The sequence below is a fragment of the Micromonospora sp. A3M-1-15 genome (genome assembly GCF_024213425.1).
In the GTDB taxonomy this organism is placed as follows: Bacteria; Actinomycetota; Actinomycetes; order Mycobacteriales; family Micromonosporaceae; genus Micromonospora; species Micromonospora chersina.
This window is the reverse complement of sequence record NZ_JANAVK010000002.1, coordinates 991,505-1,007,320: the sequence shown is the minus strand read 5'-3', so window position 1 is coordinate 1,007,320 and position 15,816 is coordinate 991,505. Positions and strand designations below refer to the sequence as shown.

Annotated in this window: 14 protein-coding genes; 7 read left to right on the top strand and 7 right to left on the bottom strand. The window is 72.9% G+C overall.

Annotation, left to right across the window (positions count from 1 at the left end):
• Positions 1–150 precede the first annotated feature (150 nt).
• From NLX85_RS14480 to NLX85_RS14455, 6 genes are all read right to left on the bottom strand, one after another.
• Positions 151–1,905: a substrate-binding domain-containing protein gene (locus NLX85_RS14480; RefSeq protein WP_254335273.1), complete on the bottom strand. Its 1,755-nt coding sequence runs from the start codon at positions 1,903–1,905 to the stop codon at positions 151–153.
• 177 nt (positions 1,906–2,082) lie between these two features.
• Positions 2,083–3,117, bottom strand: a complete 1,035-nt coding sequence (locus tag NLX85_RS14475) for a beta-propeller fold lactonase family protein (protein ID WP_254335271.1) — start codon at positions 3,115–3,117, stop codon at positions 2,083–2,085.
• Between the two features lie 152 nt (positions 3,118–3,269).
• Positions 3,270–3,872: an ATP/GTP-binding protein gene (locus NLX85_RS14470; RefSeq protein ID WP_254335269.1), complete on the bottom strand. Its 603-nt coding sequence runs from the start codon at positions 3,870–3,872 to the stop codon at positions 3,270–3,272.
• Complete coding sequence (locus NLX85_RS14465; protein ID WP_091318851.1) at positions 3,853–4,242, bottom strand: DUF742 domain-containing protein; 390 nt, start codon at positions 4,240–4,242, stop codon at positions 3,853–3,855. Before NLX85_RS14465 ends, NLX85_RS14470 begins: the two co-directional genes overlap by 20 nt.
• Positions 4,232–4,648 carry a roadblock/LC7 domain-containing protein gene (locus NLX85_RS14460; protein WP_254335267.1) on the bottom strand — a complete coding sequence of 139 codons (417 nt, stop codon included), beginning with the start codon at positions 4,646–4,648 and terminating at the stop codon, positions 4,232–4,234. The genes NLX85_RS14465 and NLX85_RS14460 overlap by 11 nt, the downstream gene beginning before the upstream one ends.
• Entirely contained in the window at positions 4,648–6,942 is a 2,295-nt protein-coding gene (locus tag NLX85_RS14455; protein WP_254335265.1) for a nitrate- and nitrite sensing domain-containing protein, read from the bottom strand. The genes NLX85_RS14460 and NLX85_RS14455 overlap by 1 nt, the downstream gene beginning before the upstream one ends.
• Before the next feature lie 423 nt (positions 6,943–7,365).
• Between NLX85_RS14455 and NLX85_RS14450 the strand changes: the two genes are divergently transcribed.
• The 5 genes from NLX85_RS14450 (at position 7,366) to NLX85_RS14430 (ending at position 11,564) form a co-directional block, all read left to right on the top strand.
• The gene (locus tag NLX85_RS14450; RefSeq protein WP_254335264.1) at positions 7,366–7,959 is read left to right on the top strand and encodes a hypothetical protein; all 594 of its coding nucleotides are present in this window, start codon (positions 7,366–7,368) and stop codon (positions 7,957–7,959) included.
• Positions 7,960–7,972: 13 nt separating this feature from the next.
• A complete protein-coding gene (locus NLX85_RS14445) occupies positions 7,973–8,968 on the top strand; it encodes a hypothetical protein (RefSeq protein ID WP_254335262.1) in 996 nt (331 codons plus the stop codon).
• A 126-nt stretch (positions 8,969–9,094) separates the two neighbouring features.
• The gene (locus tag NLX85_RS14440) at positions 9,095–10,750 is read left to right on the top strand and encodes a sodium:solute symporter family protein (RefSeq protein WP_254335260.1); all 1,656 of its coding nucleotides are present in this window, start codon (positions 9,095–9,097) and stop codon (positions 10,748–10,750) included.
• 16 nt (positions 10,751–10,766) lie between these two features.
• Entirely contained in the window at positions 10,767–11,090 is a 324-nt protein-coding gene (locus NLX85_RS14435) for a hypothetical protein (protein ID WP_091318837.1), read from the top strand.
• A 90-nt stretch (positions 11,091–11,180) separates the two neighbouring features.
• Positions 11,181–11,564: a hypothetical protein gene (locus tag NLX85_RS14430; RefSeq protein ID WP_254335258.1), complete on the top strand. Its 384-nt coding sequence runs from the start codon at positions 11,181–11,183 to the stop codon at positions 11,562–11,564.
• 99 nt (positions 11,565–11,663) lie between these two features.
• On the opposite strand, the gene NLX85_RS14425 is transcribed toward NLX85_RS14430, so the two are convergent.
• Entirely contained in the window at positions 11,664–13,457 is a 1,794-nt protein-coding gene (locus NLX85_RS14425) for a glycoside hydrolase family 6 protein (protein ID WP_254335256.1), read from the bottom strand.
• A 552-nt stretch (positions 13,458–14,009) separates the two neighbouring features.
• On the opposite strand from NLX85_RS14425, the gene NLX85_RS14420 reads away from it, so the two are divergent.
• Positions 14,010–15,017 (top strand): hypothetical protein, encoded by a 1,008-nt coding sequence (locus NLX85_RS14420; protein WP_254335254.1) that lies wholly within the window; start codon positions 14,010–14,012, stop codon positions 15,015–15,017.
• On the top strand, positions 15,004–15,765 hold the full coding sequence (locus tag NLX85_RS14415; protein ID WP_254335252.1) for a class F sortase: 762 nt from the start codon (positions 15,004–15,006) through the stop codon (positions 15,763–15,765). The genes NLX85_RS14420 and NLX85_RS14415 overlap by 14 nt, the downstream gene beginning before the upstream one ends.
• Positions 15,766–15,816 lie beyond the last annotated feature (51 nt).

Here is a 15,816-nt window from a genome sequence, read left to right as displayed (position 1 = left end):
CGGAGCACCCGGTCATCATGCCTCGACAATTATGGTTACCGATTGATTCGGACGCATTACCGTCAGTTTTCGCCCGGCCGCCGGAGCCGGGAAGCGTTCCGCCGTACCGGATCTCGCCGGTACGGCGGAACGCGTGCGCTGAGTCTCGGATCAGCGCGGCGCCGGCGGGCGCAGCGCGATCGCCTGCAGGAAGATCTCGCCGATCTTGCTCGGGTCGGTGGTGACGAACGAGCCACCACCGGTCACGTCGGTGATCGACTTGAGCTCGGCCCGGCTGACCTCGGTGCCGATGCCGATGATGATCACCTGGACCGGCTGCTCCTCGTCCCGCAGCTTCTTGAGCTGGTCGAGCAGCGCCTTCTGCGAGATGCCGCTGGCGTCGTCGTTCTTGCCGTCGGTGAACAGCACGATCGAGTTGACCTTGCCCGGCTCCCAGTCCTCCTGGACCTTCTTGTACGCCGCGAGCATGGTGTCGTAGAGACCGGTGTCGCCGTCCGAGGGCCGGATCGAGCCCAGGCCCTGCTGGAGCGCGCCGCGGTTGCTCGACAGCGGCTTGATCCCGATCACTTCCCGGTAGTCCTGGGAACCGTTCAGGTTGGTGGAGAAGGTCCACAGGCCGATCGACCAGGAGTCGTCGAAGAGCCCCAGGCCCTGGCTCGCGGCGGCGACGGTGACCTGCTCCCGGCTGGCGCCGCCGGCGGTGGCCACCGGCTTCTTCATCGAGCCGGAGACGTCGACGACGCAGAGCATGCGGCCGGACTGGGTGGCCACCGACCAGGTGGTGGTCGCCGTCTGGATGGCCTTCGGGTCCAGGTCGGCCGCGCCGCCCTGGCCGGACGGCGGGACGGCGCTCGCGCCGCCGTTCGCCGGGCTCGGCGCGCCCTGCGGCGCCTTGAACCCGTCGCCCCAGTTGCCGTCCGGGGCCCGCAGCGCCTGCGCCGCCAGCCGGTTCTTGAAGCTCGACGTCCGCAGCACCTCGAAGAGCACCCGGGCCGCCGACGCCTTGGTCGGCTCGATGCCGGGCAGCACCGCGAACGGGTAGTCCAGCGGCATCGGCGCCGGCTCGAGGTAGAGCGCGGCCAGCGGGATCGGCGGCTTGGTGTTGTTGTAGGCGATCACGTCCTCCTCCGACAGCGCCGCCGCGCCGAGACCGTTGGCGATGGCCGTCGGGTCGGACGAGCGCGGGAAGCGGGCGAGGAGGTCCTGCCGCAGCGAGGAGCGGTTGGTGGCCAGCGCCCGCAGCGCCCCGACCATGGCCTCCTGCGCCTTCGGCGAGCCGGCCGCGCCGGTGGCGCTGGCGGCGGCGGTCAGCGAGAGCAGCCCGGACAGGCCGGCCGCGTCCTGGGTCGGCTCGACGATCCCGGCGCGCAGCGGCTTGCTGCTGGTGACCTGGCCCAGCAGGTCGGTCCAGGTGAGCTTCTTGTCCGGCCACCCGATCCGGGAGGCCACCGGCTCCGGCAGGGCCACCACCACGGGGCTGCGGGCGATCGAGGCGCCGTTGGCCGGTGCGAAGGCGGTGGCGCCGCCGCTCTTGAGCCGCAGCAGCCAGGTGGAGGAGTCCGGCACCCAGACGTCCGGGGTGATCGCGGTGCCGCTGGCCTGCCCGACCCCGGCCAGGGTGGCGCCGTGCTTGCTCGCCACCGCGGCGGCCACGTCGACCGGCTCGGCGGAGGAGACGTTCACGGCGATGCAGGTGTCGCCGACCGCCGCGCCGTCGGAGACCCACTGGTCGGCCGCCGAGCGTACGGCGGGGGCGATCTCCGGGGCCGCCGCGAGGGACAGCTCGATCCGGCCCGAGCAGCTCGGGCCGGCCAGCTGCCGGTAACCGAACCAGGAGCCGGCTACGACGACAGCGAGAGCGGTCGCCGCGGCGACGGCACCTGCCCCGTGGAGGCGTGAACGCATGCGATGGCGGCCAGACACGGTGACCATCTTGCGTATCTCGTGGGGTTACTGCCACAACCGTTCGGACGAAAGTTACGCAGGAGAAACAGTTGATCGCCAAATCATTACGTTGAGTGAGCGATCAGTCATCCCGGGTGATCAAAGTCCACTGGGGACAGTGTTGCGGTCACCGATCGGTCACGGACAGACGCAGGTGGGGCTCGCCACCGGCACCGGCTCGCCCACCGGCTCGGGCACCCCGGTGCCCGGATCCACGCGGAAGATCCTGATCATGCCGGCCCGCTCGTCGGCCACGTAGAGGTGCTCGCCGGTCAGGACGAAGTGCCGCGGCCACTCGCCCCCGGTGTCCACCTCGGCCACCAGCTCGGGCGCCGTCCCGGCCAGCGCGAAGACCGCCACCGTGCCCACCCCCCGGTTGCCCACGTAGAGGAAGCGGCCGTCCGGCCCGACGGCGACCTCGGAGGGCTGCACGTGCCCGACCCGGCCACTCGCGTCCACCCGCACCCGCTGGTGCAGCCCGTCCGGGGTCAGGTCGTACGCGGTGACCGTCCCGTCCAGCTCGCCGACCAGCCAGCACCGCCGCCCGTCCGGGTGCCGCGCCAGGTGCCGCGGCCCGGTGCCGGCCGGCGTCCGCAGCCGGGGAGCGCGGGGCACCAGCCGCCCGGAGGGCGCGTCGAGGTCGTACCGGTAGACGGAGTCGGTGCCCAGGTCGACGGCGAGCAGCGGCCCGCCGCCGGGGTCCGGCGAGACCATGTGGCAGTGCGCCTGCTCCTGCCGCTCCGGGTCGGCGCCGTGCCCCTCGTGCCGGACCAGGTCGCTGCGCTCCCCCGGCGCGCCGTCGGCGTCCAGCGGGAACACCGCCACGCTCCCGCCGCCGTAGTTCGCCACGAACAGGTGCCGCCCGTCCGGGGCGACCGCCAGGTGGCAGGGCTCCGCCCCGCCCGTGGGGCGGACGCCCAGCGGGTCGAGGTAGCCGCCCGGACCCACCCGGAAGGCGCTGACCTGCCCCTCGGCCAACTCGTTGACCGCGTAGAGCACCGGCAGCGCCGGGTGCCGCACGAGGAACGACGGCGACGGGGTCACCGCCACCGTGCCGAGCGGCGTCAGCGCGCCGGTCGCCGGGTCGCGCCGGGCGGCGACGATGCCCTCGGCCCGCCCGTCCGACTCCGCCGTGTAGCCCCCGATGTGGACGATCGCGTCCTGCCCGGTCACCGCTCCCACCTTCCGCCGTCTCCACCGTCGATCAAACCAGAGGCTTCCCGGGGAGCCGGCCGGTTAGGCGTCATCCGGGCACCGGTTTTCCGGGCGCCCGGAACGCCCGGCTTCCGGGCAGGCCGGGCCGCGCCGGCGGACGGAGGGACGGATCAGCCCACCGGCACCGGCTCGCCCCGCTGCCGCGCGACGTGCTCGACCAGCGAGATCAGCACGAGCTTCCCGGACTGCCGGTCCCGGGCGTCGCAGAGCACCAGCGGCACGTCCGGATCCAGGTCCAGGGCGTCGCGGACCGCCTCCAGGCCGAACCGGCGGGACCCGTCGAAGCAGTTCACCCCCACCACGAACGGGATACCCCGCTGCTCGAAGTAGTCGATCGAGGGGAAGCAGTCGGCCAGCCGACGGGTGTCGGCGAGCACCACCGCCCCGAGCGCACCGAACGCCAGCTCGTCCCAGAGGAACCAGAACCGGTCCTGGCCCGGGGTGCCGAACAGGTAGACCTGGAGGTCGTCGTTGATGGTGATCCGGCCGAAGTCCATGGCCACCGTGGTGGTCGACTTCTGCTCCACCCCGAAGACGTCGTCGGTGCCGATGCCGGCGCCGGTCAGCACCTCCTCGGTCTGCAGCGGGCGGACCTCGCTCAACGCGCTCACCAGCGTCGTCTTGCCGGCGCCGAAGCCACCGGCGATGAGGATCTTCAGAGCCAGCGGCACCCGCGGCGCGGCCGGCTCCCGGTCAAAGCGCACGGAGTCCACTGACCACCGCCTTGAGGATGTTGTCGTCGGGCAGGTGGGCGGCGGCCGGCGGCCGGCGTACCGTGACGAGCCCACGGGCGAGGAGGTCGCCGAGCAGCACCCGGACCACGCCGACGGCGAGATCGAGGTCCGCGGCGAGGTCGGCCACGGCCACCGGCCGCCGGGCCAGGTCGACGAGGCGCCGGTGCTCCGGCTGGAGACCGGGCACCCCGGCCGGGTCGGCCCCCGGCGTCGTCAGCACGAACGCCACCAGGTCGAAGCCGTCGACCGGCGGGCGCACCCGGCCGCCGGTAAGGGTGTACGGGCGGACCACCGGGCCGGCGGCGGCGTCCAGCCACTCGTGCTGCGGGCCCGGCGACTCAGCCCGCATCGGTCGCCGCCGTGCGAGCCGGTGCGCTGAGGTTCTCGCCGACCCGGATGACAAGCATCGCCATCTCGTACGCCACCAGGCCGATGTCGGCGTCGGCCTCGCTCACCACCGCCAGGCAGGCGCCCTGTCCCGCGGCCGTGACGAACAGGTACGCCGACTCCATCTCCACCACGGTCTGCCGGACCGCGCCGCCACCAACGTGGCGGGTGGCTCCCTTGGCGAGGCTGGAGAACCCGGAGGCCAGGGCGCAGAGGTGTTCCGCGTCGGAGCGGTCCAGGTCGGCGGAGGCGCCGAGCAGGAGCCCGTCCGCCGACAGCACCACCGCCTGGCGGGCGGCCGGCACCCGCTCCACCAGGTCGTCGAGCAACCAGTCGAGATCGGCGTTCTGCCGCGTCGTGTGCACCACTAGGCGTCCCTCTCAGTCGCGGTTGGGTGGTCCGGAGCCGCGGGCGGCTCCGGCGGGGAGGGCTCGACGGCGCGGCGGGCGCCGTCGCGGCGGCCGCGGGCGGTGCCGGCCTGGAGCGCGGACATGGCCCGGCGGGCCTCCTCGGGCGTGCGGTGCGCCGGGTTGTCGACGGCGACCGGCCGGGGGCGGGCCACCGGCCCGCGCCGGCGGACCCGGCGGGGCAGGCCGTCGCCGTCCGCCGGCGTCTCCACCGACGAGGTACGACCGGCGGGCAGCGGCAGCACCGCCGACTCGGGCCGGTCCCGGCCGGGCCGGGCGGCCCGCGTCCGGGGAACCGTGGCCAGGCGGGTCACCTTGGCCATCCGCCGGTCGTCGGGCCCGGCGGCTCCGTCCGGGGCGGCGGGGCCGAGCGCCGGCTCGTCGGTGACCAGGTCCGACGGGACGAGCACCACGGCGGTGGTCCCCCCGGGGACGGCCGGCCGTAGCTCGACCCGGACGCCGTGCCGGGCGGCCAGCCGGGCGACCACGAAGTGGCCCAGCCGCGCGCTGTCGGTCGGGTCGAACTCCGGGGCGCGGGAGAGCTTGCGGTTCGCTTCGGCCAGGGCCGGCGGCGACATGCCGAGCCCCCGGTCGGTGATCTCGATGGTGTAGCCGCCCGGCACGCTCCGGCCGGTGACGTCCACCCGGGTGCCCGGCGGGGAGAAGACGGTGGCGTTCTCGATCAGCTCGGCGAGCAGGTGGATCACGTCACCGACGGCGCGGCCGAGCACCCCGGCCGGCTGCACCTCGCCCACGTCGACCCGGTCGTACGACTCGACCTCGGAGATCGCCCCGCGCACCACGTCGACCGCGGCGACCGGGTTGCGCCAGCCCCGCCCGGGGGCCGCGCCGGCCAGGATGACCAGGTCCTCGGCGTGCCGCCGGAGCCGGGTGGCGAGGTGGTCGACCTGGAACAGGCCGGCCAGCTCGTCCGGGTCCTCGGTCCGCCGCTCCAGCCGGTCCAGCAGCGCCAACTGCCGGTGCACCAGGCCCTGGCTGCGCCGGGCGATGTTGAGGAACACCTCGTTGAGGCCGCGGCGCAGGGTGACCTCGTCGACGGCGGCCTGGACGGCGGTACGGCGTACCTCGTTGAAGGCCCGGCCCACCTGGCCGATCTCGTCGCCGCCGTGGTCCAGCTCGGGCGCCTCGCGGGCGACGTCGACCTCCTCGCCGCGACGCAGCCGGGCCACCACGTCGGGCAGCCGGTGCTCGGCCATCTCCAGCGCGGCGGTGCGGACGCCGGTGAGCCGCCGGTCCAGCGACCGGCCGACCCGCAGCGCCACCAGCACGCAGACCACGATGGCGAGCAGGCCGAGCACCCCGGCGGCGGCGAGCCGGACCAGGATGCGGACCGCCATGGGCACGGACCGCTCGGCGAGGGTGTCGGCGCCGCGCAGCTCGAAGTCCCGCAGGCCCTGCGACACCGCGGCGTAGCTGGTCTCCCAGGCCCGTACGTCGAGCCCGGCCGGCAGGTCGCGGGCGCGGACCAGGGTGTCCTGGAGGGCGCGCAGCCGGACGAACCCCTCCCCCTCGGTGAGCCGCTGGTATCCGGCGCGTTCGGCGGGCGGCAGGTCGGCCACCGCGTTCTCGGCCAGGAAGCGCTGGTTCTCGATGGTGCGGACCAGCTGCTCGTGCTCGCCCTCGGCGTACCGGCCGGCGGTCACCGCGCCGGCCAGCAGGGCGTCGGCCTGGCCGAGCAGCTCCCGGGACCGGCCCAGCGCGGTGAGCGCCAGCGCCTCCCGGTTGAGGTCGGCGTCGGGGAGCGTGGCCATGCCGGAGAACGCCTGGAAGGCGGAGCCGATCATCCCGCTGTAGAGCCCGACGGCGCCGGCCCGGTCGACCTTCCGGCTGTCGATGAAGCCGCGGCCGGCGGGCAGCGCGTCGAGCGCGGAGACCAGCTGGTCGAGCCGGGTGTCGAGCAGGTCGTCCGCGGCGTCGCGCAACTTTTCCCCGTTGACCCGGCGCCGCAGCTCGGCGACGGCCTGGTCGGTGCGGGCGCGCTGCTCGGCCAGCGCCGGGAGGGCGGTGTCGTCGGCGAGCTGGACGACCGAGAGCCGGCGTTCCCGTTGCAGCTCGGCGACCACGCTCTCGCCGGGCCGGCCCAGGTCGTAGAGGAGGGTGCGCGCGGCGAGCAGGTCGAGGGCCGGGCCGAAGGTCAGCGTGGTGGCGAAGATCCAGAGTGCCAGCAGCCCGGTCACCGGACCGACGACCAGCGCGGTCAGCTTGGCGCGGATCGGCCAGTCTCGGGTGTTCATCAGACCTCGCCCGGGGGAAGGTGTCGCAGGGGTGGCGCCGGCACCCGCCGGAAGGGCCGCGACGCCGGGCCCCGGCCCGGGCGCCTTGGGCAGGATACGTAATCCCCAGCCGATGCACTACCGGCCGTCTCGCCCCTCACTACGGACCGGAATGTTCGCTGTGGACACCGTTGGACGGGAAGGCCCGGCCGGAAGGGACCGGCGGAAGGTTCGTCCAAAAGGGGCACACGGAGTCGGCGTCCCGCGCGCGGTGGCCGGAACCCGCCGGCGGGCTTATTGGAATGAGTCCACTTTTGGCGAAGCCGGACCACACCTGCCCCGCAGTGCCGTAGGGAGGTCTGAGGTGTCATCGCGCAGGAAAGTGCCGCCGATCGGGATTGGCGATCACGCGCGGGAGGGAATACAGCGGGCGAAGGAGGAGCCATGTCGCCCACGCAGGTAGTCGTCATAGTCATCGTCGTCATCGTGCTCGCCGCACTGGCCGCGCTCGCCGTGGTCGCCAGCCGCCGCCGAGCCCTCAAGCAGCGCTTCGGCCCCGAGTACGACCGGGCCGTCGCCGAGCAGGACAGCCGCGGCGCGGCCGAGCGGGAGCTGCGGGAGCGGGAGCGCCGCCACGCGGAGCTGGAGCTGACCCCGCTCAGCCCGGAGTCCCGGGCCCGCTACGCCGCCGCCTGGGAGGAACTCCAGGTCCGCTTCGTCGACTCCCCGGCGGAAACCGTCGGCGAGGCCGACGAACTGGTCAGCCGGCTGATCGCCGAGCGTGGCTACCCCATCGGGGACTTCTCCGACCAGATCGCCCACCTCTCCGTCGAGCACGCCCGGACCCTGACCCACTACCGGGACGCCCACGACATCCGGCTGCGCAACGAGCGCGGCGAGGCCGGCACCGAGGACCTCCGGCAGGCGCTGGTGCACTACCGGGCCCTCTTCGCCGACCTGCTCGGCGAGGACCCGGTCGGGCACCGGGCGCCGGACCAGCACCACCCCGATCCCGAGCACGACGCCACGAGCCGCTGAGGAGGCCGCCGCCATGCGTCAGGAAGAGCAGCAGGTCACGCAGGACCACCCCGAGTCCGTCCGGTCCGCTCCGGTGCCGGTCCCGCCCCCGGGCGACCGGGCCGACGGCGACGGGCCCGACACCGACCGCGCTGACGGCGACGGGCCCGACACCGACAGGGCCGACCGGGCCGAGGTGCCGGAGGACGCGCTGGACGACCGGGGCACCTTCGACGACCCGGCGGTGGCCGGCGAGCGCGCCGACCGCCGGGAGGCGGAGCTCGACGAGACCCGGGCGTACGAAGCCGGGGACCTCCGCGACGCGGAGGCCGCCGACGCCGACGACCGGCCCGTGTACCACGACCCGGCGCCGCTGCCGACGACGTTCGGGGCGGCCTCCGTGGGCGACGCGGTGGCCGCCTCGGCGATGGCCAGCGGGCGGCCGGAGGACGAGCGGGACCCGCGCGGCGAGGACACCGTCGCGCCGGGCGACGGCGCACCGGGCCGGACCGACGCGTTCGACGACGAGCGGGCCGACCCCACGGCGGGCGACCGGCTGCACGACCCGGACCGCTGGGAGGCCGCCCACTCCGGCGCGGCGGCCGACGAGGCGGCGGCCGCGGGCGGCGCCGGCTACGGCAGCGCCGAGCCGGCGATGGTCGATCCGGACACCAGCACGGCCGCGGCCGGCGCGGGCGCGGCCGGGGCGGCCGCGGCGGTCGCCGGCGCGGCTCGGCCCACCCCGGGCGCCGTGCCGACCGACGCCGCCACGCTCTTCACCCCGGAGATCGCCCAGGGCTTCCGGGACCGTTGGCGTGACGTCCAGCTCCGCTTCGTGGACGACCCGCGTGCCGCGGTCGGCGAGGCGCAGTCGCTTGTCGAGGAGGCCATCGAGGCGCTCTCCGCCGCGCTGCGCGAGCAGAAGACCAAGCTCGGCGGCTGGCAGGAGTCCGGCTCGGCGGACACCGAGCAGCTCCGGGTCGCCGTGCGCGGCTACCGGGACTTCCTGGACCGGGTCCTGGGCCGCTGACCCACCTCACACGGAGCCCCGGCCGGTGGACGGCCGGGGCTCCACCGCGTCCACGGATCGATCTACCCGCATGGAATTTCGCAAAGTGGGTATCTGCGGGCGCAGTCGCCACGGAGGGAGCACGGGATGGGTGACGGTCTGCGGTTGAACATGAACGCCCTGGACTACGTGATCCTGGCGCTCTACTTCGTCACGGTGCTCGGCGTCGGCTTCGCCGCACGGCGGGCCATCCGCACCAGCGTCGACTTCTTCCTCTCCGGGCGGTCGCTGCCCGCCTGGGTCACCGGCCTGGCGTTCGTCTCGGCGAACCTGGGCGCCCTGGAGATCATCGGCATGGCCGCCAACGGCGCCCAGTACGGCATCATGACGGTCCACTACTACTGGATCGGCGCCGTGCCGGCCATGGTCTTCCTGGGCATCGTGATGATGCCCTTCTACTACGGCTCGAAGGTCCGCAGCGTCCCCGAATACCTGCGGCTGCGCTTCAACCGCCCGACCCACCTGCTGAACGCGCTCAGCTTCGCGATCGCCCAGGTGCTCATCGCCGGCGTGAACCTGTACGCGCTGGCCCTGATCATGCAGCTGCTGCTCGGCTGGCCGCTCTGGGTGGCGATCGTGATCGGCGCGTTCATCGTGCTGGTCTACATCACCATCGGCGGCCTCTCCGGCGCGATCTACAACGAGGTGCTCCAGTTCTTCGTGATCATCGCGGGTCTGGTGCCGATCACCGTGCTCGGCCTGGTGAAGGTCGGCGGCGTCAGCGGCCTGATGGACGCGGTCCGCGGCTCGAAGCTGGGCGAGGCCGGGCTGCACGCCTGGCAGGGCACCGGCAGCACGGACAACCCGCTCGGCGCGCACTGGCTGGGCATCGTCTTCGGCCTCGGATTCGTGCTCTCGTTCGGCTACTGGACCACCAACTTCGCCGAGGTGCAGCGCGCGCTGTCCGCGCGGAACATGAGCGCGGCCCGGCGTACGCCGATCATCGCGGCGTACCCGAAGCTGCTCATCCCCGTGGTGACCGTGATCCCGGGCCTGATCGCCCTGATCACCGTCAAGGGTCTCGGCGCCGAGAGCGGCGACATGGTCTACAACAACGCCATCCCGCTGCTCATGCGCGACCTGCTGCCCAACGGGGTGCTCGGCATCGCGGTGACCGGCCTGGTGGCCTCGTTCATGGCCGGCATGGCCGCCAACGTCAGCGGCTTCAACACGGTGTTCACGTACGACATCTGGCAGGCGTACTTCAAGCGGGACCGCTCGGACGAGTACTACGTGCGGGTGGGCCGGATCGCCACCGTGGTCGCGGTGGTGATCGGCATCGGCACGGCCTTCATCGCCGCCGGGTTCAGCAACATCATGAACTACATCCAGGCGCTCTTCTCGGTGTTCAACGCCCCGCTCTTCGGCACCTTCATCATCGGCATGTTCTGGAAGCGGATGAGCGCGCTGGCCGGCTTCTGGTCGCTGCTGTCGGGCACCGTGGTGGCGCTCGGGACCTACCTGCTCTACCGGGCCGGCGTGATCCACTTCAACTCCGACCTGGAGGAGAGCTTCTGGGGGGCGGGCCTCGCCTTCGTCACCGTGGCGGTGGTCGCCGCGATCGTGACGCCGCTGACCCGGCCGAAGCCGGCCGACGAGCTCACCGGGCTGGTCTACGGCCTGTCCGACTCCACGCTCAAGGACGACTCGCTGGCCGGCGACGCCGCCTGGTACCGCTCCCCGGTGCTGCTCGGCGTGATCGCCGTGGTCCTCGCCGCCCTCTTCTACATCCCGGTCTTCTGAGGAAGGGACGCACGCCATGGCAGACGACGCCGACCGGTACCAGCACGGCGAGGCCCACGACCCGCTGGTCGACGAGACCGAGGACGCGCGGGAGGCGCGCTCCGCGGCGGCCCGGCTCTTCGACATCCGCCGGGTGATCGGCGGCCTGTTCGTCGCGTACGGGCTGATCGTGGGCCTCATGGGGCTCTTCGACTCGTCCGCCGAGATCGACAAGGCGCAGGGCGTCCGGATCAACCTCTGGGCCGGCCTGGCGATGCTCGTCTTCGGGTTGCTGATGCTGCTCTGGCAGCGGCTGCGCCCTACCGAGCCGCCGGAGCCGCACGCCGCCGACGAGCGCTGACCGCCGGCCGGGACGCCGCCCCGGGCGGCATGGCCGGGGCCGCATCGGGTACGCCGTGGGGATCAGGGAACGGGACAGGAGGGCAGCAGCATGACGGATCGTGACCGCGGTGGCGAGCGGCCGCTGGAGGAGACCCCCGAGGTGGCCGCCGCGGTGGACGACGACAGCACGGTGCCGCAGCTGCGCACCGGTGGCACCGACCCGGACAATCCCGTCTTCACCGAGCCCGACGGCGCGGTGCCCGACACCGGCTCGCCGGACATCCTCGGCGACCCGTACGCGGCCGGGACCGGTGCGACCGGCACCGGCACGGGGGCGGGCGGGGACAACATCCGAACCGGGGCGGAGCAGCCGTGGGACCCCGAGGACCTGGTGATGGCCCGGGGCCAGGACATGACCGCGGAGAACCTGGAGCGGGCCCGCCGCGACCTGGCCGAGCTGGGCCGGGCGGCGATCGAGAAGACGGTCCCCTGACGCCCGGGGGCCCCTGGTCGACGTGGGGTCGACCAGGGGCCCGGGGAACCCGCGCGGCGGTGCCTCACTCCCGCCGCCGCGGGTGGGCCGGCCGCCGGATCAGGAGAGCGGCGGGTAGGCGTTCTGCATCAGCTGCTGGAACTGGGCCGCGAACCACGCACCGGAGATCGGCGCGTTCGGCAGGGCGCCGGACAGGTTGTTGCCGTTGCGGGCGTTGCCGGTGTAGGTCGGGTCGCACATCCGGTCGAAGCCCTTGCCCTCGTCGTTCGGGATGGCCGTGCTGGAGCCGTCCGACTCACCCGGGGGCTTCACCCAGACGTAGGCGTCGATTCCCGACTCCGGGTTGGCCCGCGGCCGCTCGCCGAGGCCCGCGCCGGCCTGGTTGCACCAGTTGCCGGTGTGGTAGCGCCGGTCGATCCGACCCCCGTCGACGTAGGCGTCGACGCTGGTCAGCGGGCCCGGGCCGGTGGGCCGGGCGGACCCACCCCAGCCGTTGCGGGAGGTGTCGATCAGCATGCCGATACCGCTGTCGAAGCCGATCGAGACCAGCTTCTGCCGGAACGCCTGGGCGAACGAGAGCTCGTCGACGTACTGGTTCCAGTCGATCCACTTGGACTGCCGCACGGTCTGGCCGTTCACCGAGTCGGTGACCTTGACGTACGGCTCCTTCAGCGCCGAGTAGTTGGCGGTGTTGACGATGAAGCCGTGCACGTTGCGCACCGTGCTGCCGGACGCGACGGCGGCGGCCTTGAGCTGGTCGGCGACCGGGCCGAAGTTGCTGTCCCAGCCGATCCACCCGTGGTGCGCGGCGTCGATGTAGTTGTAGACGTTGCCGATCGCGCCGAGCTTCGCCAGGGCGTAACCCACGCCGTTGACGTACGCGCCGTTGGCCTTGACCGTGTCGCACATCGCGGTGCCGCCCGCGTTGCCCGAGGTGTTGGTCACCAGGTTGGGCAGCGAGTCGATCTCGATGATGTTGACGATGCGCAGGTTCTTGTACTTCGCGTCGCCCTGGATCGCGGCGATCGGGTCGATGTACTCGGCCTTGTAGCGGGGCAGCTCGTCGGGGCCCAGCTCGCCGTTGGAGGCGAGCGCGGAGCAGTCCCGGCCGGGCAGGTTGTAGATGACGAACTGGATGTAGCCGGCGCCCTGGGCGAGCGCGGCGTCCAGGTGGTCACGGACCCCCATCGCGCCGTTGGAGCTGCTGTCCGGGGTGCCGTTGATGGCGGCGATCCGGTCGATCCACACCGCGGTCGGGTTGTTCGACACCCGGCTGCCGCCGGACACCGACTCGGCCTTGGCCTTCCACTCCGGGTTCACGTACCCCTTCACCCCGGCGTACGGGTTGTCGACCTTCTGCCCCGGCGGAGGGGTGGTCGGCGGAGGGGTGGTCGGCGGCGGAGTCGTGGGCGGCGGGGTCGTCGGGGGCGGGGTCGTGGTCGGCGGGGTCGAGGTGGGCGGCGTGCCGCCGTTGCAGACCGTGCCGTTCAGCGTGAACTGGGTCGGCTTCGGGTTGCTGCCGCTCCAGGCGCCGTTGAACCCGATGCTGGTGCTGGCCCCGGTGGCCAGCGCCCCGTTGTAGGACTCGTTCTGCGCGGTGACGTTCTGGCCGCTCTGCGACCACTTCGCCGACCAGCCCTGCTGCACCTTCTGGCTGCTGTTCGGGAAGGTGAAGCCGAGGTTCCACGAACTGAGCGGGTCACCGATGTTCCTGATGGTCACCGTGGCGGTGAAGCCACCGGGCCAGTCGCTGGTGGTGTAGTCCACGCTGCACTGGGTCGCGGCCTGCGCCGCCGTGACCGGGAGGGTCACCAGTCCACCGGCGACCAGGACGCCCGCGCCGGTCAGCGCGAGCGCCCGGCTGCGGCCGGACAGCCTTCTCCACAGATTCATGCCACTGATCTCCTTGGGCGAGACCGGATCCGCGTACGGCCCGGTGGAAGGGCACTCGGACGTCCGCAGGGGGACGGCCGGCGCCACGGGTTTCTCGGGGGTGCCCGACCCGGACGGGCGTGATGGTGGTGGTGGACGACCGGCCGCGGGACCGGTCGAGGAGTCGGACGCCGCTCCGGTGACCCGGCTGCCCTCGACGTCTGAACTCGCGGTGTGGCTCCCCGAACCGCGTGCAGCGATTCTTGCATGGGAGCGCTTCCATGGCAATGGCTCGATGCGAGCCCGTCGCGCTCCGACCGGGCACCGAATCCCCCCGGGCGCGTCGCAAGCGGCGCGGGACGCCCGAAGGCGGGGCATGCCGGCTCAGACCGTCATGGTCCGGCCCCTCCGGTACGCCCAAGCACCAAAGCGGCTTAGCACCCGTAACGCTCCCAAAGCCAATAAACTCCTAAACACGAATCTTTCCCCGGATAAGTCATGAAACGGTCTAACGTCGGTCGTAGCTCGACTGAAGGCGGGCTCAGGACAAAAAGGGATGGAGTGACGCAGGTCATGGCTAAGAAGATGCTCGGGAAGCTCGTCGCGGGTGCCGCTCTCGGTGGCGCGTCCCTGCTGCTGTTCTCGCCCGGGGCGGCGAACGCGGCCAGCGCGAACGCCGTCGCCAAGCCGCAGATCAGCCTTCCCGGTACCTGCTCTGGGGAGCACGAGGACTGGGACCACAAGAACTGGGACCGCAAGGACTGGGACCGGAGCTACGAGGACCGCGAGGACCACGGCCGCAAGGACGAGGACCGCAAGGGCCACGACGGCAAGGACCAGGACGGCAAGCACGACGATGGCAAGCACGACGACGGCAAGCACGACGACGGCAAGCACGACGATGGCAAGCACGACGACGGCAAGGACCAGGACGGCAAGCACGACGACGGCAAGGACCGGGACGGCAAGCACGACGACGGCAAGGGCGAGGAGCGCGACGACTGGCAGGGCAGCGACTCCTGGCAGGGCAGCGACTCCTGGCAGCCGGGCGCCGACGGCCAGGGCGGCGGCATGGTCGCCGACCAGCCCGGCGACGAGCGGGACCGCAAGGACGAGAACCGCAAGGACGAGAACCGCAAGGACGACGAGCGCAACGACCGGGACAACAAGGACCACGACGCCAAGGACCGGGACCAGCGCGACGAGGACCGCAAGAACGACGAGCGCAACGACCGGGACAACAAGGACCACGACGCCAAGGACCGGGACCAGCGCGACGAGGACCGCAAGGACCACGGCTCCAAGGACGAGGACCGCAAGGACTGGGACAACCGGAGCTGGGACGGCAAGGACGACGGCAAGGACCACGACGGCAAGGACCACGACGGCAAGGACCACGGCCGCAACGACGAGGACCGCAAGGACTGCATGCCGCGTGGCCACGTCGACGGCGGTGACGGTGGCATGACCACCACCAGCCTGGACCGCAACATGGCCGCCAGCGGGGTGGGCGTCATCGGCGCCGCCGCCCTGGGCGGCATGATCCTGCTGCGCCGGCGCCGGGGCGATGACCTCGTCTGACCGGACGGCGACACGGGCCGGCGGCCGTCACGGGAAACCGTGGCGCGCCGCCGGCGCCGCTGTCGTCGTCCTGCTCGCCATGGTGGGCGCCGGCATGATCGGGGCGTCGGTGCGGACCGTGCCGCCACCCCGCCCGCCCCAGCCGCTCGCCCAGGCCGGGCCCGCCGATCCGTCCCCGTCGCCGTCCGCCATCCCGGGCCCCAGCGGCGGCGTCGGCGCGGAGACCGCCGACCAGGCGTCCGTCGACGACCAGTCCCCGGTCACGGCGCACCCGGACCTCACCTCCGCCGGACTGCCCCGGTCGACCCCGACGACCATCTCGATCCCCCGGATCGGCGTGCAGGCCGAGATCATGACCCTCGGCCTGAACCCGGACGGCACGGCTCAGGTGCCCCCGCTGGAGCAGGCCATGAAGGCGGGTTGGTACTCCCCCGGGCCCAGTCCCGGCGAGGAGGGCAACTCGGTGATCGTCGGCCACGTCGACTCGGCCAAGCTCGGGCCGGCAGTCTTCTTCAACCTCGGCGCGCTCCGGAAGGGTGACACCATCTCGATCGCCCGGGAGGACGGCTCGGCCGTCACGTTCACGGTGACCGAGGTGAAGTCGTACCCGAAGACGGCCTTCCCCACCGAGCTGGTCTACGGCCCCTCCGCCACGCCCGGCCTGCGGGTGGTCACCTGCGGTGGGGCGTTCGACGAGAGCAGCCGAAGCTACGTCGACAACGTCATCGCCTTCGCCAGCATGGCGTGAAGCGGCGCGGCCCGGTGGTCGGGTCACCGACCACCGGGCCGCCGCGCGGGC

Excerpts from the sequence above, each read along its gene's own strand:
- NLX85_RS14435 (WP_091318837.1), top strand. The coding sequence starts at position 10,767 with ATGGCAGACGACGCCGACCGGTACCAGCACGGCGAGGCCCACGACCCG.
- NLX85_RS14425 (WP_254335256.1), bottom strand. The coding sequence starts at position 13,457 with ATGAATCTGTGGAGAAGGCTGTCCGGCCGCAGCCGGGCGCTCGCGCTG.
- NLX85_RS14480 (WP_254335273.1), bottom strand. The coding sequence starts at position 1,905 with ATGCGTTCACGCCTCCACGGGGCAGGTGCCGTCGCCGCGGCGACCGCT.
- NLX85_RS14420 (WP_254335254.1), top strand. The coding sequence starts at position 14,010 with ATGGCTAAGAAGATGCTCGGGAAGCTCGTCGCGGGTGCCGCTCTCGGT.
- NLX85_RS14445 (WP_254335262.1), top strand. The coding sequence starts at position 7,973 with ATGCGTCAGGAAGAGCAGCAGGTCACGCAGGACCACCCCGAGTCCGTC.
- NLX85_RS14465 (WP_091318851.1), bottom strand. The coding sequence starts at position 4,242 with ATGCGGGCTGAGTCGCCGGGCCCGCAGCACGAGTGGCTGGACGCCGCC.
- NLX85_RS14440 (WP_254335260.1), top strand. The coding sequence starts at position 9,095 with ATGGGTGACGGTCTGCGGTTGAACATGAACGCCCTGGACTACGTGATC.
- NLX85_RS14430 (WP_254335258.1), top strand. The coding sequence starts at position 11,181 with ATGACGGATCGTGACCGCGGTGGCGAGCGGCCGCTGGAGGAGACCCCC.
- NLX85_RS14455 (WP_254335265.1), bottom strand. The coding sequence starts at position 6,942 with ATGAACACCCGAGACTGGCCGATCCGCGCCAAGCTGACCGCGCTGGTC.
- NLX85_RS14415 (WP_254335252.1), top strand. The coding sequence starts at position 15,004 with ATGACCTCGTCTGACCGGACGGCGACACGGGCCGGCGGCCGTCACGGG.
- NLX85_RS14450 (WP_254335264.1), top strand. The coding sequence starts at position 7,366 with ATGTCGCCCACGCAGGTAGTCGTCATAGTCATCGTCGTCATCGTGCTC.